Raw genomic sequence first — 23,904 nt, 5'->3', positions numbered from 1 at the left:
ATTGCGAGTATAGGCGCCCGGAAAGTGTCAAATATGCGTTAAAATATATTTTAAACTTAAACATTTTAAGCTTGAATTTTATACATACCTCTCCTATCTTCAAAACAGAGTGCATTTTCCCGTGGAGAAAAATAATGAGAATCGCCTGCCTGGGTGGAGGGCCTGCCGGCCTCTATTTTGCTATCAGCATGAAGCTGCAGGATCCCTCTCACGAGATGGTGGTCATTGAGCGCAATCGTGCAGACGATACCTTTGGCTGGGGCGTGGTGCTGTCAGACGAAACCTTGGATAACCTGGCGGCGAATGACCCGGTTAGCGCAGAGCGTATTCGTGAACATTTCGCCTATTGGGATGACATTGCCGTTGTTCATAAAGGCGTAAAGACGGTCTCCACCGGCCACGGCTTTTGCGGCATTGGTCGTCGCCAACTGCTAATTCTGCTCCAAGAGCGCGCTCGGGAACTGGGCGTTGAGATGCGCTTTGAAACCGATGTAACGGAAGTCTCCATTGAGCAGTACCGGCAAGAGTATGACCTGGTACTGGCTGCCGATGGGCTTAACTCCCGCACCCGCCAAACCTATGCCGAACACTTCAAACCCGATATTGACGTGCGTGCTTGCAAGTTCGTTTGGCTAGGCACGCACCAGACCTTCAACGACGCCTTTACCTTTATTTTCGAACATACCGAACATGGCTGGGTGTGGGCCCATGCGTATCAATTCGATAAGGATACGGCGACCTTTATCGTTGAGTGCAGCGAGGCCACCTGGCAGGCGTTTGGCTTTGGCGAGATGAATCAGCAGGAATCCATTGCCGTCTGCGAGCGTATCTTTGCCAAGCATCTTGATGGCCACGCGCTGATGACCAACGCCAACCACATCCGCGGCTCGGCGTGGATTAACTTTCCACGAGTGCTTTGTGAGCGCTGGAGCTATGAGAATGTAGTGCTAATGGGCGATGCTGCCGCTACCGCTCACTTCTCGATTGGATCCGGCTCCAAGCTCGCCCTGGAAAGCGCTATCTCGCTGGCCAACTGCTTGCACAGTGAAAGCAGCATGCAAGCTGCCGTCGCGCGCTATGAAGAAGACCGCCGTTTCGAGGTGCTTCGCCTTCAGTCGGCGGCGCGCAACTCCACCGAGTGGTTTGAGCAAATCGAGCGCTACCTGGATCTCGACCCGGTGCAGTTCAACTACTCGCTGTTAACCCGTTCCCAGCGCATTAGCCACGAAAACTTACGGGTGCGCGACCCAAATTGGCTGGAGAGCGCAGAGCGCTGGTTTCAAACCCAGGCGGGTAATTCGGGCAGCGCCCGCGCACCTATGTTTGCGCCCTACCGGTTGCGTGATTTGACGCTGGTTAATCGCGTGGTGGTCTCGCCCATGGCCCAGTACAAAGCGGTGGATGGCTGCCCTACCGATTGGCACTTTAGCCACTACGCCGAGCGGGCCAAAGGCGGTGCAGGACTGGTGTATACCGAGATGACCTGCGTGAGCCCCACCGGGCGTATCACCCCCGGTTGCCCAGGACTCTACGCTCCAGAGCATGAAGCGGCGTGGAAGCGGCTATGTGACTTCGTGCATACGGAAACCAGCGCCAAGCTATGCGCACAAATCGGCCACTCCGGCGCGAAGGGATCTACCCAGCTGGGCTGGCAGGAGATGGATGCCCCGCTTGCCGAAGGTAACTGGCCGATAATGGCCGCCTCTGATATAGCTTGGTCAGTGCGCAACCAAGTGCCCAAAGCCATGGATCGGCGCGATATGGATCGCGTGCGTGACGAGTTCGTTAGCGCGGCGCAGATGGCCGACCGAGCGGGCTTCGATATGATCGAGATTCACGCTGCTCACGGCTACCTACTCTCTTCATTCATTACCCCGTTGACTAATCATCGTGACGATGAGTATGGCGGCTCGCTGGAGAACCGCCTGCGCTACCCGCTTGAAGTCATCAACGCCGTGCGCCGCGTGTGGCCCGCCCATAAGCCGCTGTCGGTGCGCATTTCTGCCAATGACTGGTGCGGCGATGAAGGTATCACTCCTGACGATGCGGTGGAGATCGCCAAGCGGCTGCGGGATGCGGAGGTGGATATCGTTGATGTCTCTGCCGGACAAACCTCGACCCAGGCAAAGCCGGTGTATGGACGTATGTTCCAAACGCCCTTCTCAGACCGAATCCGAAACGAGGCATCGATTGCCACCATGGCGGTGGGCAATATTTATCAGGCCGACCATGTGAACTCGATTCTGATGGCTGGGCGCGCCGACTTGGTCTGTATCGCCCGCCCTCATCTAGCAGACCCTTATTGGCTGCTCCACGTTGCCGCTGGCTTGGGTGATAGCGAGGTCGAGTGGCCTGCGCCCTACCGGGCGGGCGCGGATCAGTTACAGCGCCTGGCTGAACGTGGCGAGGTGTGGATATGACACAGCTCACAGATAAGCGCGTGGTGATTACCGGCGGTGGCAGCGGTATCGGTGCCGATATGGCCATGGCCTTTGCCGAAGCAGGCGCCAAAGTCACGATTACCGGTCGCAGGGAAGCTGCCCTTCAAGCGGTGGCAGATCAGCACACTCAACTTGATTTCGCCGTGGTCGACGTTACCGATGAGGCCGCCATGGTGGCGCTGTTCGAAAGAATGGGCAGGGTCGATATTGTCATCGCCAACGCAGGCGCCGCCGAGAGCGCGCCTTTTGCCAAAACCTCGTTTGAGCAGTGGCAGCGCATGCTCAACGTTAATTTAAGCGGTGTATTTCTAACTCTACGTGAAGGCTTAAAGCAGTTGAACGATGGCGGACGGCTGATTGCTGTGGCCTCCACTGCCGGCCTTAAAGGCTACGCCTATGTGGGCGCTTACTGCGCGGCTAAACATGGCGTGGTGGGGTTGGTACGTTCGCTGGCGGCTGAAACAGCCACACGCAATATTACCGTTAATGCCCTCTGCCCCGGTTTTACCGATACGCCGCTATTGGCTGCCAGCGTCGACAACATTGTGGCCAAAACCGGCCAGTCCACCGAACAGGCGACCTCTCACTTTCAATCTACCAACCCCACCGGGCGCTTAGTGACGCCCGCCGAGGTGACCGCTACTGCCCTATGGCTATGCGGCCCCAGCAGCGGCGCGATTAATGGCCAGGCGATTTCAATCTCAGGAGGAGAGGTATGACAGCCGAGGGTCTAGGAAAAAACGGCTTAAGCAAGGAGCGCCTGCGCTTATGGCTGCGCATGCTGCGGGTTACCCGTCAGGTGGAGTCGGAACTGCGAGAACGCTTGCGTACCGAGCACGACTCTACGCTGCCGCGCTTTGATGTGATGGCCGCGCTATATGCCGCTGAGGAGGGTTTGAAAATGAACGAGCTCTCCAAACGGCTGCGGGTTTCCAACGGCAACGTCACCGGGATTATCGATCGCTTGGTGGAGGATGGCGCCGTGGAGCGTATTGCCATTGAGGGCGACCGTCGCGCTACGCGGGTCTGCCTAACCGTCGCGGGGAGAGAAACCTTTAGAGGCATGGCCGTTGAGCATGAGCGCTGGATCAATGCGCTCTTTGAGGGGGTGAGTGAAGAGGACGCCCACCATATCGGCGAGTTGCTCCACCGTTTACCCGCTTCTCCTAACGATGCCAATTAATCACCGACAGGCGAGAACAACAATATGAAGAGTATGGCTGGCTTAACCCCCGAGCACTTTATCTGGGAAATGCGAGGCGGTGTCGCCGTTATTCGGCTCAATCGCCCAGAGCGTAAAAACCCGCTGACCTTTGAGAGCTACGCCGAGTTGCGCGATACCTTTCGTGATCTAGCCTACGCCTCCGATGTGCACGCCGTGGTGTTTACCTCCAACGGTGAGAACTTCTGCTCCGGCGGTGATGTGCATGAAATCATCGGCCCACTGGTGGGCAAGGATATGAAGGGCCTGCTCGAATTCACCCGCATGACCGGGGATCTGGTCAAAGCCATGCTCAACTGCGGCAAGCCGATAATTGCCGCCGTGGACGGCATCTGCGTGGGGGCGGGGGCGATTATTGCCATGTCCTCGGATATTCGCTTTGCCACCCCCCGCGCCAGCACGGCATTTCTGTTTACCCGGGTGGGGCTAGCGGGCTGCGATATGGGCGCCTGCGCCATGCTGCCGCGCATTATCGGCCAGGGCCGCGCCGCTGACCTGCTCTACAGCGGCCGCAGCATGAACGCCGAAGAGGGCCTGCAGTGGGGCTTTTACAACCGCGTAGTCGAACCGGAAGCCCTTGAAGAGGACGCTATCGCCTACGCTACCCGCCTGGCTGACGGCCCCACCTTTGCCCACAGCATTACCAAAACCCAGTTAAACCAGGAGTGGTCCATGAGCCTGGAGCAAGCTATCGAATCGGAGGCCCAGGCCCAGGCGATCTGTATGCAAACCAACGATTTTGCACGCGCCTACCACGCCTTTGTCGCCAAACAAAAACCTGAGTTTAAGGGGGACTAATGAGCGACAAAAGCTTTCTAGCGTGGCCCTTCTTTGAGGCTAAACATCGCGAGCTTTCCGAGCAGCTCGAAGCGTGGTGCCGCGCAGAGCTGCCCCGGAACCACAGCGATGTGGATGCTACCTGTATTCAGTTGGTGCGCGATTTGGGCAAGGCCGGGGTTTTGGAAGGCACTGCGGGCAAGCATATCGATGTACGCAGCCTGTGTCTGATTCGCGAAACCCTGGCACGCCACGATGGCCTGGCGGATTTCGCCTTTGCCATGCAGGGCTTGGGCACCGGTGCTATCAGCCTATACGGCAGCGATGAACAGAAGCAGTGGCTGGACAAAACCCGCCGAGGTGAAGCGATTTCCGCCTTTGCCCTGAGCGAACCCCGCTCTGGCTCCGACGTGGCCCAACTGGATACTACCGCCGCGCGCGACGGCGACAGCTACCGTATAAATGGCGAAAAAACCTGGATCTCTAACGGCGGCATTGCCGATATCTACACCGTCTTCGCCCGTACCGGTGAAGGCCCCGGCGCCAAAGGGCTTTCGGCTTTTTTGGTACCCGCTGACACGCCTGGACTGGAGGTTCGTGAACGCCTGGAGTCGGTGGCGCCCCACCCGCTAGCACGGCTGGGCTTTAACGATATGGTGCTGCCTGCCAGCGCCTTGATCGGCCAACCGGGCCAGGGCTTTCGGATCGCCATGTCGGTGCTGGACGTTTTCCGTTCCACGGTAGGCGCGGCAGCACTGGGGTTCGCCCGTCGTGCACTGGAGGAGTCGCTCTCCCGCAGCCGCTCTCGCGAGCTGTTTGGCGCCACCCTTTCCGATCTACAAATGGTGCAGGGTCACTTAGCCGATATGGCGCTCAATGTGGACGCCGCCGCCCTGCTGGTGTATCGCGCCGCCTGGACGAAAGATCAAGGCGCTGAACGGGTCACTCGCGAAGCCGCGATGGCCAAACTGTTTGCCACCGATCAGGCCCAGCAGGTGATCGACCAGGCGGTACAGCTTCACGGCGGCGACGGCGTTCGCAAAGGCCATATTATTGAAAGCCTCTACCGGGAAATTCGCGCGCTGCGTATTTATGAAGGCGCTTCAGACGTCCAGAAAGTGGTCATCGCCCGCAGTATGCTCGCGGAGCAGTAAGCAGCAAAAAGCCGTATAGCAAGTCACCAAAACAATAAAACACAACGCCAGACACCGTATCCCTGATAACGCCTTATGCAGAGGCGTCGCCAGGAATAAACAACGACACCAAATACGGAGGTTGGTCATGTACATCCAGTCGGCTCATGCTGATACTTTTGCGCGGGATAACCTGCCACCCACTGATGGCCAGCCTGAGTTCCTACTCGCGGGCTACCATTATCCCCAACGACTTAACGCAGGCGTTGAGTTATGCGATCGACTGCTCGACCAAGGTCACGGTGAACGCATTGCCTTAGCGGGCAATGGCCGTCGTCGCACCTATCAAGAGCTCACCGAGTGGACCAACCGCCTTGCCCATGTGCTGGTGGAAGACCTGGGAGTCATTCCCGGCCAACGGGTGCTGATTCGTTCGGCCAATAACCCGGCCATGGTAGCCTGCTGGCTGGCCGCTACCAAGGCAGGCGCCGTGGTGGTCAACACCATGCCCATGCTGCGCACCAAAGAGCTATGCCAGGTAATCGATAAAGCGGAAATCAGCCTTGCTCTCTGTGATACCCGCCTGCTTGATGAACTAAGTGAGTGCCAGACGTTAAGCCCATCCCTCACGCGTATTGTCGGTTTTGATGGCACCGCCAATCATGATGCAGAACTTGACCGTCTGGCACTGGGCAAACCCGCTACCTTTGATGCCGTGGATACCGCCGCCGATGATGTAGCGCTGCTAGGGTTTACCTCGGGCACCACCGGTTCACCAAAAGCCACCATGCACTTTCACCGCGACTTATTGGTAATTGCCGACGGCTACGCCAAGGAAGTGCTACAGGTTACCCCCGAGGATGTATTTGTCGGTTCGCCACCGCTGGCGTTCACCTTTGGCCTGGGCGGGCTGGCGATCTTTCCTCTGCGCTTTGGCGCCACCGCCGTACTGCTCGAACACGCCTCCCCGCCCAATATGATGGATATTATCCGCGAGTATCAGGCCACGGTGATGTTTACCGCCCCCACGGCTTACCGGGCGATGCTTTCCGCGCCCACACGCCATGAGGATTTAAGCAGCCTACGCGTGGCGGTTTCCGCTGGCGAAACGTTGCCCGCTCCGATTTATCATGACTGGATCAAGCAAACCGGCACCCCCATCCTCGACGGCATCGGCGCCACTGAAATGCTGCATATCTTTATCTCTAACCGACTGGATGACCATCGCCCCAGCTGTACCGGCAAACCGGTGAGAGGTTACGAAGCACGAATCGTTGATGACGAGATGAATGATGTTCCTCACGGCACGGTGGGTAAGCTTGCCGTGCGCGGCCCCACCGGCTGCCGCTACCTGGCCGATAAGCGCCAGCAAAAGTATGTGGTTGATGGCTGGAATATCACCGGCGACGCGTTTTATCAGGACGAAGAGGGCTACTTCCATTTCGCCGCCCGCAACGACGATATGATTGTCTCGGCAGGCTACAACATCGCGGGCCCTGAAGTGGAAGCAGCGCTGCTGGCCCACCCCGCCGTTAAAGAGTGCGCAGTGATAGGCGCACCAAGCGAAGAGCGCGGCCAAATTGTCGAGGCTTTTGTTGTTCTAAACGATGGTTTTCAGCAAGATGAAGAGTGTCAGCAAATGTTGCAGGACTTCGTGAAGCAGACCATCGCGCCGTATAAGTACCCTCGCTCCATACGTTTTATCGAGGCGCTACCTAAAACAACCACGGGTAAGGTTCAGCGCTTTCGGCTGAGCCAGGAACATTACCCGAGCGCTGGCTCTCCTTGCATCAATGTGAATAGCACTAGCATCAACAGCACCAAAACTAATAGCACCAACGTATGCCCCTCTAAGCAATAAACGACTAAAAAATGAGGAATGATCCATGAAGACGATATCCCGCTTTGGCCTTGGCTTACTGCTCTCCTCCAGCCTGGTAACGGCTCATGCCGATGACGTTAAAATTGGCATGATCACCACCCTTTCAGGCGGCGGCTCCCACCTGGGCGTGGACGTTCGCGACGGTTTTATGCTGGCGCTTGAGCAGTCGGGTCGTGACGATGTGGAAGTGCTGATTCAAGACGACGCCAACCGCCCGGATCTGGCGCGCAGTCTGGCCAATGAGTTTATGCAGCGCGATGAGGTGGACATCCTGACCGGCATCATCTGGTCCAACCTGGCCATGGCGGTGGTGCCCACCGTGACGCGCCAGGGCACCTTCTATCTCTCCCCCAATGCTGGCCCTTCCGATCTAGCCGGACGCATGTGCCACGAGAACTACTTCAACGTGGCGTATCAAAATGACAACCTGCACGGCGCCATGGGCGCCTATATGCGTGAAGAGGGGTATGAGCGCCCGATTATCATGGCCCCCAACTACCCCGCAGGCACCGATGCGTTAGCGGGCTTTAAGCACCTTTATGAAGGAGAAGTGGTCGGCGAACTTTATACCCAAATGGGCCAGACCGACTACGCCGCTGAAATTGCCCAGATTCGCGCCAGCGATGCCGACAGCCTGTTCTTCTTCCTGCCCGGCGGCATGGGCATCTCATTTATGAAGCAGTGGGAGAGCTCCGGTGTCGATATGCCGATCTTTGGCGCCGCCTTCTCGTTTGATGAAATTCTTATCAAAGCGGTAGGCAGTGCCGCCATTGGCGCACGCAATACCTCGCTGTGGGCTTATGATCTAGAAAGCGACGCTAACGATCGCTTTGTCGAGGGCTTCCAAGCCGCTTATGACCGCATGCCGACGCTTTATGCAGCGCAGGGTTACGACACCGCTAACCTGATCCTTAGTGCGCTTGAAACCGCCCACCCCGATGACAAAGACGCTTTCCGCGAAGCGCTGCGGGCCGCCGACTTTGACAGCGTGCGCGGTGAGTTCCGCTTTGGCCCCAACCACCACCCCATTCAGGACATCTACGTACGTGAAGTTGTGGAGGGGGACGATGGCGAGCCTACCAATCGTCTGATCGGTGTCGCGGTAGAGGATATTCAGGACATCTATTTTGAGCAGTGCCAGATGTAATGTCGCCGTGGCTGGGTGTCATCACCCAGCCTTTGCTTTCTTCCTTTGTTAAGGATGCCTAACGTGTCCGTTACTCTGCTAATAGAGCAACTTCTTAACGGCGTGCAGCTTGGCACCATGCTGTTTCTGATGGCCAGCGGCCTTACCCTGGTATTCGGGGTCATGGGGTTGATCAATCTTGCTCACGGCTCCTTTTATATGGTGGGCGCCTATGCCACCGCCGCCGTGACTGCATCAACCGGCTCTTTTCTGATTGGGCTAGGCGCAGGCATGGCAGCCGCTGCAATGGTCGGTGCGCTGGTGGAGCTGCTGGTGATTCGCCGACTCTATCACCGCCCCCACCTTGATCAGGTGTTGGCGACCTTTGCGCTTATTTTGATTTTTTCCGAAGGCACGCGCTGGATATTCGGCTCGTCGCCTCTGCGGCTTAGCCCGCCTTCCTGGTTAACCGGATTCGTCACGCTGCCCGGCGACACCCGCTATCCCATCTACCGGCTGATGCTGATTGGCGTGGGCATTGTTATTTCGATCGCCCTTTACTTTTTGATCTCTAAAACTCGCTTGGGCATGCGTATTCGAGCGGGTGAAAGCGACCGCGAAATGATTGGTGCGCTGGGGGTCAATATCTCCAAGCTGTATACCGTCGTGTTTGCCCTGGGTGCGGGTTTAGCAGGCTTGGCGGGGGCGTTAGTGGGCGCACTGCAATCTGTACAGGTCGGCATGGGCGAGCCTGTGTTGATTCTGGCCTTCGTGGTCATCGTCATTGGCGGTATCGGCTCCATCAAAGGGGCGCTACTGGGTGCCCTGTTGGTGGGTGTGGTCGATACATTAGGGCGGGTCTATTTGCCGATCTTTTTCCGTGCGTTTATGCCGCCCTCTGAGGCGACCGGGGTCGGTGCGGCGCTAGCCGCCATGCTGATCTATATCCTCATGGCCGTCATTCTCGCCTTCAAGCCTAAGGGACTGTTCTCTGCCCATGACTAATAACACTTCCCTGACTAATGGTGCCCCTCAAGCCGCCACCGCCCACACGGCACTTGCGCCCAAAACTGACAGCCACTTTGACCGCAAAGGGCTGGTGCAGATGGCCCTACTCGGCCTGCTGCTCTTGGTACCGGTGGCGGCTTACTTACTGGGTCATATCTACTACGTCAACCTGGCCTCGCGGATGACGATCATTGCCATGGCCGCTGTAGGCCTTAATCTGGCGATTGGCTATGGGGGCATGGTGAGTTTTGGTCATGCGGCCTATTTCGGCTTGGGTGGCTACGTTGCGGGTATCAGCGCTTATCACGCCTTTGATTACTCGCCGTTTATGACCTGGCCTTTAAGCATACCGGGCAGCGATAGCCTGCTCGTGGTGTGGCTGGTGGCTGCCCTGCTGTGTGCGCTGCTGGCGCTGATGATCGGCGCTATTTCACTGCGTACCACGGGGGTCTATTTCATTATGATCACCCTCGCCTTTGCGCAGATGATTTACTACTTTGCCAACTCCTGGCCAACCTATGGCGGCGAGGATGGCCTGCCCATTTATATACGCAATACGCTACCGCTGGTGGATAGTAGCCACTCATTGACCTATTTCCTGATCTGCTTCACCGGGCTGGTGCTGGCCATGGCGATCACCTCGCGGTTGATGAAATCCCGCTTTGGCGCGGCCCTTACCATGGCGCGACTTAACGACGTGCGTTTGGCCACCGCAGGTATTAGCCCCTACCCCATTCGCCTGGTGGCGTTTGTGATTTCTGCAGCGATTACCGGCCTTGCCGGGGCGCTCTATGCGGATCTAAATGGCTTTGTTAGCCCCAACATGCTCAGTTGGCACTTCTCCGGTGAACTGATGGTAATTGTGATTCTGGGCGGCGTGGGGCGTCTTTATGGCCCACTGGCTGGCGCGGTGCTGTTTGTGATGATGGAAACCCTATTGGGTGGCATCACTCAGTACTGGCAGCTCTTTTTAGGCTTAGTGCTGCTTGGGGTGGTGCTGTTTGCTAAACACGGGGTGATGGGCTGGTTAGCCGGGAGGGAGCGTAATGAGTGATATCGTTCTTTCACTGCAAAAGCTGCATAAACGCTTTGGCGCGCTACAGGCCACCCACGATGTCTCGCTGGAGCTTCAGCAGGGTGAAATCCACGCCCTGATTGGCCCAAACGGTGCGGGCAAGTCGACCTTGATCGGCCAAATCGCTGGCAATATCCGCCCAGATGAGGGCCGGGTTTTTCTAGCGGACACAGAGATCACTGGGATGAACATTGCCCAGCGTGCCCGATTGGGCCTGGGGCGTAGTTTTCAGGTCTCCTCGTTAGCCGAACCACTTTCAGTGATGCGTAATGTGATGATGGGCGTTCAAGCGCTGCAGAGTCACAGCTTTCGTTTCTGGAAACCGGTCGCCCGTGACCGGCACCTGCTGGAGCCTGCTTTTGAGGCACTAGAACGCATGCAGCTTAGTCATCGCGCCTGGACACCGGTATCTGAGCTTTCCCATGGGGAGCGCCGTCAGGTCGAAGTGGCCTGCGCCCTGGCGCTCAAGCCCCGCGCCCTGCTGCTTGATGAACCCATGGCGGGCCTGGGCCCGGAAGGCTCGGCCAAACTGACCGAGCTGCTGGAAGCGCTGAAGCTGGAAGTGCCCATTTTGTTGATTGAGCACGATATGGAAGCGGTATTTCGCTTGGCAGATCGTATCTCTGTGCTGGTATCCGGCAGCGTTATCGCCCACGGCGATAGCCAGGCAATTAGGCAGGATCCGCGTGTTCGTGAAGCCTACCTGGGAGATTCCGATGCTTAAGGTTGCCGACATTGAAACCTTTTATGGCCCCTCCCAGGCGCTATTTGGGGTCAATCTTGAAGTAAACGCCGGGGAGATGGTCGCTTTAATGGGCCGCAACGGGATGGGTAAAACCACCACCATTCGCTCAATATTTGGCCTTACTCCGGCAAGCCGAGGCACCATTGAGTTTGAGTCCCATGATCTGCGCCGCCTGCCCGCCTACCGTATTGCTAAAGCGGGGCTGGGTTTGGTGCCGGAGGGGCGTCGCTGCTTTCCCAATTTATCTGTCCGCGAAAACCTGCTGGTCACCGCTCGCCCCGGCGAGTGGACGCTGGAAAAAGTGGAAACGCTGTTTCCGCGCTTGGAAGAGCGCCGGGCGCAAATGGCTAAAACCCTCTCTGGCGGTGAGCAGCAGATGCTGGCCATTGGCCGGGCGCTGATGACCAACCCGCGCCTGCTGGTGCTCGATGAGGCCACCGAAGGGTTAGCGCCGGTGATTCGTCAGGAGATTTGGCGGGCGATTCGGCTGTTTAAGCAGCAGGGGCAATCGACGCTACTGGTTGATAAGTCGTTAAGTGAAATTCTGCCTATCGCTGACCGCTGCACCATTCTTGAAAAGGGCAGCACCGTGTGGGTTGGTGAACCAGCGGCACTGGACAGCTCGGTGCGTGACCGTTACCTGGGTGTTTAGCGAGGAGAAAAACAGTGGCCTTTACCACTCAGCGGAAGGTGCGTTTTCAACATTGTGACCCGGCCGGGATCGTTTTTTATCCCCGCTATTTCGAGATGATTAACTCGGTGGTGGAGGATTGGTTCGAGGAGGTCGTGCACCACGACTTTAACCAACTGCATGTGGAAACCGGCACCGGAGTACCCACGGCAGCTATCGACACCCAGTTTCATGCCCCTAGCCGATTAGGCGAACGGCTGACCTTTGAGTTAAGGGTTCAGTCCATGGGTCGTAGCAGTTTAACGCTGCAGATTGTCGCTTATTGCGGAGAGCAGAAGCGCTTAACCAGTGATTCAACCTTGGTATTTGTGGATTTAAGTAGCGGTAAGCCGATGCCATGGACAGAGGCAATACGCCAGCATATTACCGTTGATAACCAATAAGGATAGCCATCATGAGTGACGCCAACTTTCATCAGCTTCTTCACCCTTCCCATTGGAAACCGGCCATCGGCTACGCTAACGGCGTGCTCGCTTCAGGCCAGACAGTTTTTGTCGGCGGTCAAATTGGTTGGAATGCCGATCAGGTATTTGAAAGCGATGACTTTGTCGCTCAAGTGAACCAGGCGCTGCAGAATATCGTGGCGATCTTAAAAGAGGCCAACGCAGGCCCTGAGCATATCGTCCGTTTAACTTGGTATGTGACCGACAAGCGGGAGTACTTGGCACGGCTTAAGGAGGTGGGCGGCGCTTATCGCGAAGTACTTGGCAAGCATTTCCCGGCGATGACCATGGTGCAGGTGGCGGGGCTTGTGGAGGATCAGGCTAAGGTGGAAATCGAAGCGACCGCTGTGATTCCGGCTGGTTAAGGACAATCAAAAGTGCCTCTAGCAGAGTACTAAGAGGTGCGCCGGATCGAAACAACCTTCCGCGGGGGCGCTGTGAACCCATCCTTGGGCGCTACTTTTTCCATCTGACCGCCATGGATGGCGGAAATGCCGGAATTGTCGGGAACATTTTCCGGCCCTGGAAAAAGACCCCCGCTTCAGGCTATTTCGATCCTGTAATGAGAAGTCGGGTTAGATTTTAATCAAATCTTATCGCTAGCGTGAAACGCTTTAATCCACTCCACAAAACAACCATCGTTAAGATAGTGCTCAAGGATCGAGAAGTGATCGTCGTTGGGGAGTAGCTGCTGGGTGACCGTTTGGCCTTGCTCGCTCACATGCTCAGCATAGCAACTCATCTGCCGTGCAAACTCGTCAGACTCTAAGGCCCCTGCTACCAACTTTATCGGTGCAGCCACTTGGCACGGCTGCCATAGCGGACTGAAATCCTGTACATCGCGGCCCGTTAGCTGAAGCTTGGGTTGCAGCCACGACCAGGGAAAAGGCCGCAAGTCGTAGAGCCCGCTCACACATAGCGCGCCACGAATCAGTTGGCTCGGTAAGCCAAAGGTTCCTTGCCAATCCGTAGACATCAGCATGGCGCATAGATGCCCACCCGCCGAATGCCCCGAAATACTCAACTGCTCTTGGTCAACGCCTAGCTCAGCGGCATGGGTGTAAACATAGGCCACGGCTGCCTGTGCCTGACGCACTAGCTCACTAAAACGAACCTGGGGGCAGAGTGCGTAATTAACCACGGCCACCGTGATACCGGCTTTGACCAAATCATCGACGATAAAGCTAAATTCTCGGTGGCTCAGTGAGCGCCAGTAGCCACCGTGGAAAAACACGTGTACGGGGGCGTGTGGGCTATTGGTATCAGGCGCATCGGCATGAAAGATATCCATGCGTTCTGCCAGTGAGGGGCCATAAGATAAATCGAGCGTTGTACGGTGAAGCGCCCGCGACGCTTCACTACGCTCACGCCATGCCTTAACCAACACCGCCGGGTCTCGCCCCATCATCGGGTCGTAGGCGCGGTCGATCTCTTCTTGAGTCGCAAAATGTTGATAAAGCATGGCGCACTCCTTATCGCTGACGCCCTACTAACCCCGGCTTTTCATCAACAGCATACGCAGCGGGGCGATTGCCAGAATGGCGAAACCGATTAACGTCCAGGCGGGTAGTGAGAGGCCTAGCAAGGAAAAATCGATATTGGCGCACTCGCCAGACCCCGTTAGCACCATGGCAACGACATCCTGCATGGGCAGGATATCCATCATGTAATCCAGCCCAGGGCCGCAGGAAGGCACTTCATCGGCGGGCAAACCTTGCAGCCAAACGTGACGCCCGGCGATAAAGGCACCGGTTCCAACGGCCGCCAGCGACAGCAAACCGTAAATCACTTTGCCCACACGCCCTGCTGGGCTGTGAATGGCGGCTATCGCAAACACAATACCAGCGGCGATCACCGCTACGCGCTGAAAGATACACAGCGGGCAGGGTTCATAACCGCCGATATGCTCTAAGCCCAGGGCTACCGCCATCATTAGAACGCAGAAGGCTAAACCGGCCAGGGCCACCGAACGAAAGGAGTGCAGAATCATTGACGAACCTCAGATGGCAGCGCAGAAAGAGCGCGGGACTCACGAGCTTTGGTGAAGTAGACCTGCAAGAACTCTTCAAAGGTCTCTTGGTCAGCGGCTTCGATATCGTGCTGCTGTTGGTGAGAAGTCTCAATCAGCTGAGCTAACAGTGCTTCCCGACAGCGCTGCATGGGGGCAGCTTTTAGCTGCTCCGCCTGCTCTTTGGCCAGACTAAGCATCAAATCACTAAGTGATCCACCGTTCGCTTTGAGACGTTCGAGTACCTGGGCAGAAGGCGTGAGGGAAGGGTCTGCCAGGCGTGGCGCTAGGCTTGCCAGTGCATCGGCATGAGGTGTGCCCTCTTCGACTGCGTCCAGCAGGCGGGCAACCTCGCCCATCTCGGCAAATATCTGTTCGCCCCACTCACGCACCGAGGTGGTTTCACCGTGGTTGAATAACTGCAGTTCCGGATCGCGGCCACGCTCAACCACCCAGCGACGGTTATCGTCCAGGCGGTCACACTCTTCGTCGGAGATCCACGGGCTGTCGCTGAGTAGACACCACATTAAGAAAGTGTCTACAAAACGCATCTGCTCTTCAGTGACGCCGAGAGGATCAAAGGGATTTAAGTCCAAGCAGCGCACTTCAATGTACTCCACGCCGCGGGCTTCGAGGGCCTGGCTGGGGGTTTCGTTGTGCTTGGCGACTCGCTTGGGGCGAATATCGCTGTAGTACTCGTTTTCGATCTGCAGAATATTGGCGTTTAACTGACGCCACTCACCATCCACGTTAACACCCATTTTTTCATAGTCGGGCCACGGTGAAGAGATGGCGTGACGCAGGGTGTTCACGTAGTTAGAGAGCGAGTTAAAACAGATTTTAAGCTGCGACTGTACTTTGTTTTGATAACCCAGATCCGACATACGTAGCGTCGTTGCATAGGGGGCAAAGTACGTATCGTCACTAAGCGACTGAAGCTTTTCGGGCACTTTCTGCCCGTCAGGCAAAAAGCTCTTATCGATGGCCGGGGAAGCGCCAAACAGGTAGAGCAGCAGCCAGCTATGGCGGCGGAAGTGACGAATCATGCCGAAATAGCGGGTGGAGCGGTAGTCGTTGAACGGGATGTTGGTGGCTTTCTCAAGCTCACGCAGGCCATGCCACATATCATCCGGCAGCGATACGTTGTAGTGAACACCGGCAATTGCCTGCATGATGCGGCCATAACGCATGTCCAACCCTTTGCGGTAGACATGCTTCATGGTGCCCACGTTGGAGCTGCCGTAATCGGCAATTGGCACGCTGTCGTTGCCAGAGAGCCTTGATGGCATGCTGCCGGGCCAGATCCACTCGTTTTCCAAGTGGTGGTAGGTAAAGGTGTGCAGATCAGACAGAAAACAGAGCGCTTCGCCCGGCTGAGAGTATACCGGCGTAATGTACTCTAACAGTGACTCTGAATAGTCAGTGGTGATATGCGGGTGGGTTAACTTAGAGCCCAGTGCATGCGGATGCGGCGTTTGGGCGATGTGGCCATTGGCATCAACCCGCAGCCCCTCTTTTTCAAGCCCACGCCGCAGGCGGCCCAACCGACCAAGGCGCGCACTGGGGATCAGACGCTCAACTTGCGCAGTCAGCGCGGATGGCACAGTGAGTGGTTCAGGCAAGGTGAACACTCCTTGTCAGTAAGGCCCGCCGTGAGCGGGCCTTGGTGTAGTCAGGTGGCATCGCCATCATCGCTGTCTTGCAAATAGAAGGCAGGATATGGCGGCAACGATATTATTTTCAAGTCGCATACGCTTCAAGAAGCGCGACTATTTGCCGCCACGCGCTTTTAGCAAGGCAGCCCCCAACGCGCCCATGGGCGCTGGTTCGTCGGGCTTGGCGCTATTACGCTGGCTGCGAGGCGACTTTCGGTTGGCGTTACGCTGATCTTTAGGCGAGCCGTTGTTCTTGTTTGTATCGTTTCTATTCGCATCGCTCTTAACATCGTTTTCAGCCTCTGGCTGGTCATCAAGGCGCATTGAAAGCCCTACCCGCTTGCGAGGAATATCCACGCTCATCACTTTAACGGTAACGATATCACCAGCCTTCACCACGCTGCGCGGATCCTCGATAAAGCGATCCGATAGCGCCGAAATATGCACCAAACCATCCTGATGGACGCCGATATCCACAAAAGCGCCAAAATGCGTGACGTTGGTCACGGTGCCTTCCAGCACCATGCCGAGCTTGAGATCATTTAAGGTTTCGACCCCTTCACGGAACTCAGCGGCTTTAAACTCAGGGCGCGGGTCGCGGCCAGGCTTATCCAGCTCTTTGAGGATATCGTTCACCGTGGGTACCCCGAAGCGCTCATCGGCGAAATCGGCAGGTTTTAACGCTTTGAGTGCGGCGCTATCACCAATCAGGCCACGTACCTCACGGCCACTCTGTTTGGCGATGCGCTCCACCAGCGGGTAGGCTTCCGGGTGTACGGCGCTGGCATCCAAGGGGTTGTCAGCATTGTGAATACGCAAGAAGCCCGCGCACTGCTCAAAGGTTTTAGCCCCCAGACGGCTCACTTCTAACAGCTCTTTACGGCTTTTAAAGGCGCCTTTGACGTTACGCTGGGCAACGATATTTTCCGCCAAGGCCGTGCTAAGGCCAGCCACTCGTGAAAGCAGTGCGCTGGAGGCGGTATTGAGATCGACGCCCACAGCGTTAACACAGTCCTCTATCACCACTTCCAGGCTGCGGGAGAGCTGCACCTGAGAAACATCGTGCTGATACTGGCCCACACCAATCGACTTGGGCTCGATTTTCACCAGCTCGGCCAGCGGATCCTGCAGGCGGCGGCCGATAGAGACCGCGCCGCGTACGGTGACATCGAGATCCGGCATTTCCCGCGAGGCGTACTCAGAGGCGGAGTAAACCGAAGCCCCCGCCTCAGAGACCATCACTTTGCTTAACCGATGCGCGGGGGCCAGTGCTTTGAGTAGTTCTCCCGCTAGCTTATCGGTTTCGCGACTCGCGGTGCCGTTGCCCACTGCAATCAGCTCGACGCCGTGCTGTTTTACCAGCTTCGCCAGCACGCTCAGGGCTTCATTCCACTGGTTTTGCGGCGCATGGGGATAGATAGTGGTGTGATCGACAAATTGCCCGGTGGCATCAATTACCGCAACCTTACAGCCGGTGCGCTGGCCGGGGTCGATGGCCAGGGTGACTTTTTGCCCCGCCGGGGCCGCCAGAAGCAGGTCTTTTAGGTTGGCCGCGAACACGTCTATCGCGGTCAATTCGGCCTGTTCGCGCAGGCGCCCCAGCAGCTCGGTCTCCAGGGCTGTGTAGAGCTTCACCCGCCATGTCCAGCGCACCACTTCGGCTAACCATTTATCCGCCGGGCGGCCCTGGTCGCTGATACCGAACTGCTTGGCAATCGCGACTTGAGCAGGATGGACGGGGGCTTCTTCTTCGCCGGGTAGGCGAATCGACAGACTCAGCACACCTTCGTTACGCGCCCTAAACATGGCCAGAGCGCGGTGTGACGGCGCTTTGGCGAGCTTTTCATCGTGTTCAAAGTAGTCGGAGAACTTAGCGCCCTCCTGCTGCTTGCCCTCCAGCACGCGGGCGCTTAGTTCGCCCTCTTGCCACAGCCGTTCGCGCAGTTGGCCAATCAGCTCTGGGTCTTCAGCAAAGCGCTCCATCAAGATCTGCTTGGCGCCATCCAGGGCAGCCTTGGCATCTTCAATGGCGGGAATATCGCCCTCAGCCGGACGCAGATAGTTGGCCGCTTCGCTTTCAGGGTCGAGGCTTGGGTCGGCAAGCAACGCATCCGCCAGCGGCTCCAGCCCTGCTTCGCGGGCAATTTGCGCTTTGGTGCGGCGTTTTTTCTTAAACGGCAGGTATAAATCTTCCAACCGCTGCTTGGTTTCAGCAGCGTCAATGCTGGCTTTCAGCGTAGCATCGAGTTTGCCCTGCTCATCAATGGCGACAAGTACCGCGGCACGGCGCTCTTCCAACTCACGCAGATAGCGAAGACGCTCATCCAATTGGCGCAGCTGGATATCGTCCAGCGCGCCGGTGACTTCTTTACGGTAACGGGCAATAAACGGCACGGTGGCGCCGCCATCCAGTAGCTCCACCGTGGCCGCTACTTGCTCGGGACGCACACCAAGCTCAGTGGCCAGGCGGGAAATAATACGCTGATTGACATCCATAAATTGCAACTAACTCATGCAGCATTTTTAAGTGCCAACAAGGTATCACAAACCCGCTACGGCTGGCATGACCTTAAAGAGCACCGGCTAGCGGCGCCAGCCTCGGTCATCCCAAAACGGCCGATGCGCTTCGCGTTGAATAGCTTCGCGACTAAGGCCAATATCTTTTAGCATGTCGTCGCTTAAATGGCGCAGTGCATAGCGCTCGCGACGCAGTTGCCGCCAACGATAGAGCCTTTCCCGCCAGGTGACTTTACCCGCACGCTGTTCTGCCTCTTGGCGCTGTACGTTTTGATGAGCTGCAACTGAGCACTCCATTTCAACCTCCTCTAGCCGCTTAACGCGGCATACCAGATAAGCGTTGAAAGAAGTATTGAGCAACCACTACAATCAATCCAACGAATACTCCTTATGCAAGACATCAATAAGGTTGATACCTATGGCTCTGCTACCCACGATTGATCACGAGTTATTGCGCACCTTTGTTGCCATTATCGACCAAGGGGGGTTTACCCGTGCCGCGCAAACGGTGAACCGCACACAATCGGCGGTAAGCATGCAGATGAAGCGGCTGGAAGAGGATGTGATTCAGCGCCCACTTTTTGTACGGCAGAGTAAGCCGCTGCAGCTGACCAGCGAAGGCCATACACTGCTGGGCTATGCGCGTAAAATTCTATCGCTGCAGGGAGAGGCGCTGACACTTCTACGCCAGCCCGATATGGTCGGCCGGGTTCGTCTGGGCGTGCCGGATGACTACGTGATGCGTTTTTTACCTGGTATTCTGAAAACCTTTTCCCAAGCCTGGCCGCTAGTGGATGTGGATGTCCACTGCGCGCCCTCGTCAGTGCTTTCACAGCAGCCGCAAGGTAGTCTGGATCTAATTATTATGACCCGGGAGATAGGTGACGAAATTGGCACTATTTTAAGGCGTGAGGCTACCGTGTGGGTCTCGGCTGAGAGTCATTGCACACATTTACAAACGCCGGTGCCGCTTGCCCTGTTTGAAGCCCCCTGCTTTTGTCGCCGCCATGCCTGTAATGCCCTTGATCGCGCAGACCGAGCGTATCGAATCGCTTACAGCAGCCCCAGCCTGGCAACGCTGCAAGCCGTTGTTGGGGCAGGATTGGCCGTTTCTGCCTGGATGCGCAGCTTAGTTACCGCCGATATGCAGATACTGGGTGAAAAAGAGGGGTTTCCCGAATTACCCGAATCCTCCATCGTGCTACTGCGCACCGCTTCTACACAGTCACCCATTATTGATAGTTTGGCTGAGCATATTGTTGAAGGGTTTAGGCTTTGATCAGACAGATGCACATCCCGTAGCGCGTGGTAACGAAGAACGCGAGTTCAGCGAGCGTTCGTAGGCACCCGCGGGAGGCGGCGGAACGACGCCCAGTGGGCACCACGCTAAACCCGGCACCGCTGCGCGCTGCTTTCGCGCCGGGCCGCCGCTGCGGGTGCGCTGACGCTTACGCCGCGCTACGAAAATCCATCGATTCTGCTTCGTGCACATCCGTAGCGCGTGGTAACGAAGAACGCGAGATCGGCGAGCGTTCGTAGGCACCCGCGGGAGGCGTCGGCACGACGCCCGGTGGCACTAAAAATGGGGGGTGTACGGATCTAAACCGTGGTTCAGTTTCATCCGCTGATGCTTTTGTGCATGGACGACAATGACTGCGGTACTTCACCGGCTGTTGGTTGGTAGAGGCAGGTACAGTCTAGCTGCGAGAGGCTGGTCAGCCCCAGCAGTGCCATATTGCGTTCAACCTCACGCTTTAGAAGATCGGCAACATGCTCTACCCCGGCCTGCCCTGCGCAGGCGGCGGCGTAGTTGAAGGGGCGCCCCACAAAGACAAAATCAGCCCCCAATGCCAGCGCCTTTATCACATCGGTGCCACGCCGGAAGCCGCTGTCGATCATTATCGGAATATCGCTAACCCTGCGCTTAATCTCAGGCAGCACCTGGAGGGGTGAAATAGTGCAATCCAACTGGCGGGCGCCGTGGTTGGAAAGAATAATGCCATCAACCCCTGCCTGTTGAGCACGTACCGCATCCTCAGGGTTGAGCACTCCTTTAACGATCAGGGTGTCGGGCCACAGGCGCCGCACCAAATCGAGATAGCCCCAGTCAAAATGACGCCGCCCCGAGAAATCCCGCGCTGCCTGGCGGGAAATAACAGGTGCGCCCCGCTCAGCGAAATTGTTTTCGAAATGCGGCATACCATGCTTCCACAAGGTGCGCAGAAAGGTGTTGCACAGCCAGCCTGGGCGCAGCAAGCCATCGAAGGCGAGGCGCAGGCTTGGCTCCAGCGGCGAGGAAAACCCCGCACGGCGGAAATTATCGGGATTTGGGGGTACCGGGTAATCGAGTGTTACCACTAGTTTTTTGAAACCGGCCCGCTGGATACGCGCCAATAGCGCCTCGATACCTTCCGGGGTTCCCGGCAGATAGGCCTGAAACCAGTCGGCGCCCTCGACCTTGGCCACCTCTTCCATAGGCACCAGAGACGACCCGCTCATAATCATTGGCAGGTTGCGCTTCGCCGCTGCCCGCGCCAGCACTAAGTCCCCTTGGTAAGTCGAAAGCGCACTGATCCCCATGGGGGCGATGCCGAAAGGCACGGCGTAGCGTTTGCCATAGAGCTCGGTGTGCAGATCAATTTGCGAGACATTAACAAACGCCTTGGGCAAAAAGCGGTACTCATCAAAAGCGCTCAGGTTCGCGCGCTGGGTACGCCCATCCTCGGCGACATGGTCAATATAGCCAAAAATGGGCCTGGGCAGCTTGCGCCGTGCCAGCCGCTCAACATCGTGCAGATTATGAATAGTGGCGAGTTTTTTTTGAGTCCAGAAATGCACGTTAGGCTCCTTAGTCTTTTTAACCACCAACATACCGTCAGTAGCCAAAAAACGCCGTCAAAAAAAGGGGCAGTGCCTTGGCACTGCCCCTTTTTAGACACTTATTTTTATAAACCTAGTTCAGCTGAATCTTAGCCTAGCTGAGGGCCTGCCTTAATGATCGCTTCGTTAACCCCTTCAAACTTCTTGAAGTTATCGACGAATTTGGTCGCCAGCTCTTTTAGATGGCGGTCATAGGCATCACGGTCTTGCCAGGTCTCACGCGGGTCGAGCAGGCTGGAGTCAACGCCTGGCACGGCTACCGGCACTTGCAGATTGAGCCCATCGATGTGCTTGGTATCGATGTCGCGCAGCACGCCAGACTGAATGGCGCTAATGATAGCGCGGGTGGTCGGAATGGAGAAGCGTGCGCCGCCTTCGCCATAAGCACCACCTGTCCAGCCGGTATTAACCAGGTATACCTGGGCGTCTTTCTTCTCGACGCGCTTGATCAGCAGGTCAGCATACTCACGGGCCGGGCGCGGGAAGAACGGCGCGCCAAAGCAGGTAGAGAATGTGGCGGCCAAGCCTTCAGATGAGCCCATTTCAGTAGAGCCCACTTTGGCGGTGTAGCCTGATAGGAAGTGGTACGCCGCGGCTTCTTTGGAAAGAATAGAAACCGGGGGCAGTACGCCGGACATATCGCAGGTCAGGAACACGATGGCATTCGGCTCGCCAGCCAGATTCTCCGCTACGCGCTTCTCAACGTGCTCTAGCGGGTACGCGGCGCGGGAGTTTTGGGTCAGGCTATCGTCAGCGTAGTTAGGCTCACGGCGGTCATCCAGCACTACGTTTTCCAGCACGGTACCAAACTTGATGGCGTTCCAGATGACCGGCTCATTCTTCTCGGAGAGGTCGATACATTTGGCGTAACAGCCGCCTTCCATATTGAAGACAATGCCGTCGCCCCAAGCGTGCTCGTCGTCACCGATCAAGAAGCGCGCCTGATCCGCAGAAAGCGTGGTTTTACCGGTGCCGGAGAGACCGAAGAAGAGGCAGGTTTCACCATCTTCACCCACGTTCGCCGAGCAGTGCATGGGCAGCACGTCAGCGGCCGGCAGCAGGAAGTTCTGCACCGAGAACATGGCTTTTTTCATTTCGCCGGCGTAGCGCATGCCTGCGATCAGCACTTTTTTGTCGGCGAAGTTGATGATCACACAGCCATCAGAGTTGGTGCCGTCACGAGAAGGGTCGCACTCAAAGCCCGCGGCGTTGAGAATTGTCCACTCGTCTTTAACCGCTGAATTATAGGCCTGAGGGCGCACAAACATGGTACGGCCAAACAGGTTTTGCCATGCAGTTTCAGTGGTGACGCGCACCGGTAGATAGTGAGTGGAATCACTGCCCACGTGCAGTTCAGAGACAAAATGCTCTTGGTTGACCAGGTAGTCATTGACCCGATCCCACAAGGCATTGAACTTGGCGGCGTCGAAGGGCTGGTTAACGTTACCCCAGTCGATTTGGCTGCTAGTGGAGGGTTCATCGACGATATAGCGATCTTTCGGTGAACGGCCGGTACGCAGGCCGGTATTGACTACCAAGGCGCCGTTGGCTGAGAGGCGGCCTTCGCCACGTGCCACTGCGCGCTCAACTAGTTCGGCGCTGCTGAGATTAACGTGGGATTGGGGAGCGGCTTGAGTCGTGGTCATGTCGATTCCTGGGCTTCTCTCGATTTACCGGGCGTCACCGACGCCTTAATGTTCATCCCAACCACTGAAAAACCGGCTGGGCGCGCTGAAGTCCGGCGCATTATGGCAAAAAGAAAGCCCCCAGGAAACGGGGGCGAAGATCAAATATCTTGTAGTTAAACTACTACAAAGACACTACATTTTGTGTTGCAGCGCAGTAATAATTCAAACAGCCGTTTGCAAGAACCGTCAAAATCATTGAATACAATGGCGCTCCCAGTACAGCTGTTAGTCGCCCTGGCATATGCTTTCGACTACAAAGTTAGTGAATCGTAGGCGATGGGGCTTCAGGGTCGTCCAACAAAGTTTCAATATCCGCTGCTGTGTAGTGATATTTCGTGTGGCAAAAGTGGCATTGGGTATCAATAGCCCCCTGCTCGTGCAAAATATCGCGCAGTTCCTCCTTGCCTAGAGAGTGCAACGCGTAGCTCATACGCTCCCGGGAGCAGGTGCAGCCAAAGCGCAGGGCTTTGGGTTCAAAAACGCGCACGGTCTCTTCGTGATAGAGACGATGCAGCACCTCGCGCTGCTCCAGGCCGAGCAGCTCTTCCGTTTTGATCGTATCGGCTAGCTGTACGCTGCGATCCCAGGCATCAACATCCTGGTTTTGTGACTC

General features: G+C 56.7%; 22 protein-coding genes. 14 read left to right on the top strand and 8 right to left on the bottom strand.

Going from position 1 to position 23,904, the window contains the following annotated elements; genetic code table 11:
- The first annotated feature begins 134 nt into the window (after positions 1-134).
- The 13 genes from JI62_RS16860 to JI62_RS16800 all read left to right on the top strand — a co-directional run bounded on the left by JI62_RS16860 (position 135) and on the right by JI62_RS16800 (position 12,908).
- Entirely contained in the window at positions 135-2,420 is a 2,286-nt protein-coding gene (locus JI62_RS16860; protein WP_088701241.1) for a bifunctional salicylyl-CoA 5-hydroxylase/oxidoreductase, read from the top strand.
- Positions 2,417-3,160 carry an SDR family NAD(P)-dependent oxidoreductase gene (locus JI62_RS16855; protein WP_088701240.1) on the top strand — a complete coding sequence of 248 codons (744 nt, stop codon included), beginning with the start codon at positions 2,417-2,419 and terminating at the stop codon, positions 3,158-3,160. The genes JI62_RS16860 and JI62_RS16855 overlap by 4 nt, the downstream gene beginning before the upstream one ends.
- Positions 3,157-3,624, top strand: a complete 468-nt coding sequence (locus JI62_RS16850) for a MarR family winged helix-turn-helix transcriptional regulator (protein ID WP_088701239.1) — start codon at positions 3,157-3,159, stop codon at positions 3,622-3,624. Before JI62_RS16855 ends, JI62_RS16850 begins: the two co-directional genes overlap by 4 nt.
- A 24-nt stretch (positions 3,625-3,648) precedes the next feature.
- Positions 3,649-4,461, top strand: coding sequence for an enoyl-CoA hydratase family protein (locus JI62_RS16845; protein ID WP_088701238.1), 813 nt, complete (start codon positions 3,649-3,651; stop codon positions 4,459-4,461).
- A complete protein-coding gene (locus JI62_RS16840) occupies positions 4,461-5,594 on the top strand; it encodes an acyl-CoA dehydrogenase family protein (RefSeq protein ID WP_088701237.1) in 1,134 nt (377 codons plus the stop codon). The genes JI62_RS16845 and JI62_RS16840 overlap by 1 nt, the downstream gene beginning before the upstream one ends.
- Positions 5,595-5,721: 127 nt before the next feature.
- Complete coding sequence (locus JI62_RS16835; RefSeq protein WP_088701236.1) at positions 5,722-7,434, top strand: benzoate-CoA ligase family protein; 1,713 nt, start codon at positions 5,722-5,724, stop codon at positions 7,432-7,434.
- A 25-nt stretch (positions 7,435-7,459) separates the two neighbouring features.
- Positions 7,460-8,602 (top strand): ABC transporter substrate-binding protein, encoded by a 1,143-nt coding sequence (locus JI62_RS16830; RefSeq protein ID WP_088701235.1) that lies wholly within the window; start codon positions 7,460-7,462, stop codon positions 8,600-8,602.
- Between the two features lie 63 nt (positions 8,603-8,665).
- Entirely contained in the window at positions 8,666-9,586 is a 921-nt protein-coding gene (locus JI62_RS16825; protein ID WP_088701234.1) for a branched-chain amino acid ABC transporter permease, read from the top strand.
- Complete coding sequence (locus JI62_RS16820) at positions 9,579-10,643, top strand: branched-chain amino acid ABC transporter permease (protein WP_170938573.1); 1,065 nt, start codon at positions 9,579-9,581, stop codon at positions 10,641-10,643. The genes JI62_RS16825 and JI62_RS16820 overlap by 8 nt, the downstream gene beginning before the upstream one ends.
- Entirely contained in the window at positions 10,636-11,388 is a 753-nt protein-coding gene (locus JI62_RS16815) for an ABC transporter ATP-binding protein (protein ID WP_088701233.1), read from the top strand. Before JI62_RS16820 ends, JI62_RS16815 begins: the two co-directional genes overlap by 8 nt.
- Positions 11,381-12,061, top strand: a complete 681-nt coding sequence (locus tag JI62_RS16810) for an ABC transporter ATP-binding protein (RefSeq protein ID WP_088701232.1) — start codon at positions 11,381-11,383, stop codon at positions 12,059-12,061. The genes JI62_RS16815 and JI62_RS16810 overlap by 8 nt, the downstream gene beginning before the upstream one ends.
- 14 nt (positions 12,062-12,075) lie before the next feature.
- A complete protein-coding gene (locus JI62_RS16805; RefSeq protein ID WP_088701231.1) occupies positions 12,076-12,483 on the top strand; it encodes an acyl-CoA thioesterase in 408 nt (135 codons plus the stop codon).
- An 11-nt stretch (positions 12,484-12,494) separates the two neighbouring features.
- Positions 12,495-12,908, top strand: a complete 414-nt coding sequence (locus JI62_RS16800) for a RidA family protein (RefSeq protein WP_088701230.1) — start codon at positions 12,495-12,497, stop codon at positions 12,906-12,908.
- Positions 12,909-13,129: 221 nt separating this feature from the next.
- On the opposite strand, the gene JI62_RS16795 is transcribed toward JI62_RS16800, so the two are convergent.
- From JI62_RS16795 to JI62_RS16775, 5 genes are all read right to left on the bottom strand, one after another.
- Complete coding sequence (locus tag JI62_RS16795) at positions 13,130-14,005, bottom strand: alpha/beta hydrolase (RefSeq protein WP_088701229.1); 876 nt, start codon at positions 14,003-14,005, stop codon at positions 13,130-13,132.
- Positions 14,006-14,032: 27 nt separating this feature from the next.
- Positions 14,033-14,533 carry a disulfide bond formation protein B gene (locus JI62_RS16790; protein WP_088701228.1) on the bottom strand — a complete coding sequence of 167 codons (501 nt, stop codon included), beginning with the start codon at positions 14,531-14,533 and terminating at the stop codon, positions 14,033-14,035.
- Positions 14,530-16,173, bottom strand: coding sequence for a glutamate--cysteine ligase (gene gshA / locus JI62_RS16785; protein WP_088701227.1), 1,644 nt, complete (start codon positions 16,171-16,173; stop codon positions 14,530-14,532). Before gshA ends, JI62_RS16790 begins: the two co-directional genes overlap by 4 nt.
- A gap of 147 nt (positions 16,174-16,320) precedes the next feature.
- Positions 16,321-18,702, bottom strand: coding sequence for a Tex family protein (locus JI62_RS16780; RefSeq protein ID WP_088701226.1), 2,382 nt, complete (start codon positions 18,700-18,702; stop codon positions 16,321-16,323).
- 87 nt (positions 18,703-18,789) lie between these two features.
- Positions 18,790-19,020 (bottom strand): DUF1127 domain-containing protein, encoded by a 231-nt coding sequence (locus JI62_RS16775; protein WP_088701225.1) that lies wholly within the window; start codon positions 19,018-19,020, stop codon positions 18,790-18,792.
- Positions 19,021-19,141: 121 nt separating this feature from the next.
- On the opposite strand from JI62_RS16775, the gene JI62_RS16770 reads away from it, so the two are divergent.
- Entirely contained in the window at positions 19,142-20,002 is an 861-nt protein-coding gene (locus JI62_RS16770; RefSeq protein WP_088701224.1) for a LysR substrate-binding domain-containing protein, read from the top strand.
- 338 nt (positions 20,003-20,340) lie between these two features.
- Here JI62_RS16770 and JI62_RS16765 read toward each other — a convergent pair whose 3' ends face one another.
- From JI62_RS16765 to JI62_RS22965, 3 genes are all read right to left on the bottom strand, one after another.
- Positions 20,341-21,561 carry an alpha-hydroxy acid oxidase gene (locus JI62_RS16765; protein ID WP_240513277.1) on the bottom strand — a complete coding sequence of 407 codons (1,221 nt, stop codon included), beginning with the start codon at positions 21,559-21,561 and terminating at the stop codon, positions 20,341-20,343.
- A 131-nt stretch (positions 21,562-21,692) separates the two neighbouring features.
- Entirely contained in the window at positions 21,693-23,249 is a 1,557-nt protein-coding gene (locus JI62_RS16760; RefSeq protein WP_088701222.1) for a phosphoenolpyruvate carboxykinase, read from the bottom strand.
- A 301-nt stretch (positions 23,250-23,550) separates the two neighbouring features.
- A partial coding sequence (locus tag JI62_RS22965) for an Hsp33 family molecular chaperone HslO (protein ID WP_240513276.1) occupies positions 23,551-23,904 on the bottom strand: 354 nt, incomplete at its 5' end.

The organism is Halomonas campaniensis (genome assembly GCF_002211105.1).
Classification (GTDB): domain Bacteria; phylum Pseudomonadota; class Gammaproteobacteria; order Pseudomonadales; family Halomonadaceae; genus Vreelandella; species Vreelandella campaniensis_A.
The sequence above is the reverse complement of the archived record's forward strand: the minus strand, read 5'-3'. Positions and strand labels throughout refer to the sequence as shown.

Bases quoted from the DNA above. Each gene is read 5' to 3' on its own strand.
- JI62_RS16855 (WP_088701240.1), top strand. From the start codon at position 2,417: ATGACACAGCTCACAGATAAGCGCGTGGTGATTACCGGCGGTGGCAGC.
- JI62_RS16845 (WP_088701238.1), top strand. From the start codon at position 3,649: ATGAAGAGTATGGCTGGCTTAACCCCCGAGCACTTTATCTGGGAAATG.
- JI62_RS16850 (WP_088701239.1), top strand. From the start codon at position 3,157: ATGACAGCCGAGGGTCTAGGAAAAAACGGCTTAAGCAAGGAGCGCCTG.
- JI62_RS16780 (WP_088701226.1), bottom strand. From the start codon at position 18,702: ATGGATGTCAATCAGCGTATTATTTCCCGCCTGGCCACTGAGCTTGGT.
- JI62_RS16775 (WP_088701225.1), bottom strand. From the start codon at position 19,020: ATGGAGTGCTCAGTTGCAGCTCATCAAAACGTACAGCGCCAAGAGGCA.
- JI62_RS16860 (WP_088701241.1), top strand. From the start codon at position 135: ATGAGAATCGCCTGCCTGGGTGGAGGGCCTGCCGGCCTCTATTTTGCT.
- JI62_RS16795 (WP_088701229.1), bottom strand. From the start codon at position 14,005: ATGCTTTATCAACATTTTGCGACTCAAGAAGAGATCGACCGCGCCTAC.
- JI62_RS16770 (WP_088701224.1), top strand. From the start codon at position 19,142: ATGGCTCTGCTACCCACGATTGATCACGAGTTATTGCGCACCTTTGTT.
- JI62_RS16830 (WP_088701235.1), top strand. From the start codon at position 7,460: ATGAAGACGATATCCCGCTTTGGCCTTGGCTTACTGCTCTCCTCCAGC.
- JI62_RS16820 (WP_170938573.1), top strand. From the start codon at position 9,579: ATGACTAATAACACTTCCCTGACTAATGGTGCCCCTCAAGCCGCCACC.
- JI62_RS16790 (WP_088701228.1), bottom strand. From the start codon at position 14,533: ATGATTCTGCACTCCTTTCGTTCGGTGGCCCTGGCCGGTTTAGCCTTC.
- JI62_RS16810 (WP_088701232.1), top strand. From the start codon at position 11,381: ATGCTTAAGGTTGCCGACATTGAAACCTTTTATGGCCCCTCCCAGGCG.
- JI62_RS16835 (WP_088701236.1), top strand. From the start codon at position 5,722: ATGTACATCCAGTCGGCTCATGCTGATACTTTTGCGCGGGATAACCTG.
- JI62_RS16815 (WP_088701233.1), top strand. From the start codon at position 10,636: ATGAGTGATATCGTTCTTTCACTGCAAAAGCTGCATAAACGCTTTGGC.
- JI62_RS16760 (WP_088701222.1), bottom strand. From the start codon at position 23,249: ATGACCACGACTCAAGCCGCTCCCCAATCCCACGTTAATCTCAGCAGC.
- JI62_RS16840 (WP_088701237.1), top strand. From the start codon at position 4,461: ATGAGCGACAAAAGCTTTCTAGCGTGGCCCTTCTTTGAGGCTAAACAT.
- JI62_RS16800 (WP_088701230.1), top strand. From the start codon at position 12,495: ATGAGTGACGCCAACTTTCATCAGCTTCTTCACCCTTCCCATTGGAAA.